The following is a 1,463-nucleotide window of genomic DNA, read 5'->3' as shown; positions in this document are numbered from 1 at the left end:
GGTCCGCGCGGCGCCGGAACCGTGGATAGAGGCGGTGCGAGTGGTGGCGGTGGACGCCTTCGCGCTGCGCAAATGCGCCAGCCATGTCGTCGGGGATCATCATGAGTGCAGGCGCCCGTCTCTGGACAGAGTTATGCCGTCTCTAGGAGGGCGTTCATTTGAGTAGATTGCGCCTTATGTTCCAGTAGATGTCTCGCCAGGTATTTCGAGCCGCCCTCCGACTTGCTTGATTTCCCCACGGCGGTCCTCACGAGTCCAAATCGTACGATTGGGCTTCCCCTCGTAGCGTGGAGACCGAACCAAGAGAGGTTTGGTCGTGGCAGGAACCACGAGGCGTCGCTTTGATCCGGAGTTCCGGGCTGGGGCGGTGAGGATCGTCAAGGAGACCGGCAAACCTGTCGCGCACATCGCGCGGGATCTGGGTATCAACGAGTACACGCTGTACAACTGGGTGCAGATGGACCGGCACGCAACAGGGCAGGTCGGGCGCGACGGCAACAGAGGCGGCAAGCTGAAGGAGTCCGAGCAGGAGGAACTGGCGCGACTGCGGCGGGAGAAAGCCGAGCTGGTCAAGCAGCACGCCAAGGACAAGGCCGCCTGGGAGAAGGAGCGCGCCGGGTTGGAGGATGAGCGTGATGTCCTCAAACGATCCGTGGTCCTATGGGTCAAGGACTCGCTGAACCGATAACTGTGGTGGAGTTCATCGAGTCCCAAAGGGCCGAGTTTGGTGTCCCCCACAAGATCTGCTTTCGTGCGCTGGGAGTGTCGCCCTCGTGGTTCTACAAATGGAAGAACCGCAGGCCAACAGCTCGGGAAGAGCGGCGCGTCCATCTGGACGAGGAGATCAAACGGCACTTTGCCGCCTCCGGTGGCACCTATGGGTCGCCGCGCATCACCCAGGACCTGAGGTCCGAGGGCTGGAAGCTGTCGGAGAACACCGTGGCCAAGCGGATGGCCGAGCTCGGCTTGGCCGGGCGGAGGCTGAAGAAGCCGCGTGTCGGCGTACGACCTCATCTGGAGAGTTGCGTACGGGCTCACGTCCCGAGGTCGACTGGTGGAATCATGTCATGTTTTCGTCATTTTCGCTGGTGAGGCGGTTCTTGAGCCGGTAGCTCGGCCCGTTGATCGAGATGATCTCGCAGTGGTGCAGGAGGCGGTCGAGGATGGCGGTGACCAAGACCTCGTCTCCGAACACCTGGCCCCACTCGGAGAAGGCCTTGTTGCTGGTCAGCAAGATCGAGCCGGTTTCATACCTTTTTGAGATGGTTTGGAAGACCAGGTTGGCGTCGGCTCGGTCGAGCGGTAGGTATCCCACCTCGTCCAGCACGAGGACGTTGGGGCGGGTGTAGGTCTTCATCTTGGCGGCGAGGCGGCCGATGGCGTCGGCGGCTTTGAGCTGTCGGACCATGTCGTCCAGCGTGGTGAAGTAGACGGTGTAGCCGGCCCGGCAGGCCGCGACCGCG

At 62.3% G+C, this 1,463-nt stretch carries 3 protein-coding genes; 2 read left to right on the top strand and 1 reads right to left on the bottom strand.

The features are described 5' to 3' along the window. The first annotated feature begins 316 nt into the window (after positions 1–316). Both ACTWPT_RS59935 and ACTWPT_RS59930 read left to right on the top strand, forming a co-directional pair. Complete coding sequence (locus tag ACTWPT_RS59935) at positions 317–688, top strand: transposase (RefSeq protein ID WP_443186466.1); 372 nt, start codon at positions 317–319, stop codon at positions 686–688. Further along, a complete protein-coding gene (locus tag ACTWPT_RS59930; RefSeq protein ID WP_443186465.1) occupies positions 661–1,092 on the top strand; it encodes an IS3 family transposase in 432 nt (143 codons plus the stop codon). Before ACTWPT_RS59935 ends, ACTWPT_RS59930 begins: the two co-directional genes overlap by 28 nt. Here the strand turns inward: ACTWPT_RS59930 and ACTWPT_RS59925 are convergent. After that, the coding region (locus tag ACTWPT_RS59925) for an ATP-binding protein (protein ID WP_443186464.1) at positions 1,061–1,463 on the bottom strand (403 nt) is incomplete at its 5' end. The genes ACTWPT_RS59930 and ACTWPT_RS59925 overlap by 32 nt on opposite strands.

The sequence above is a fragment of the Nonomuraea sp. 3N208 genome (assembly GCF_052245935.1).
Classification (GTDB): Bacteria; Actinomycetota; Actinomycetes; order Streptosporangiales; family Streptosporangiaceae; genus Nonomuraea.
This window is presented reverse-complemented; position numbering and strand designations above follow the sequence as displayed.

Excerpts from the sequence above, each read along its gene's own strand:
- ACTWPT_RS59930 (WP_443186465.1), top strand. The coding sequence starts at position 661 with ATGGGTCAAGGACTCGCTGAACCGATAACTGTGGTGGAGTTCATCGAG.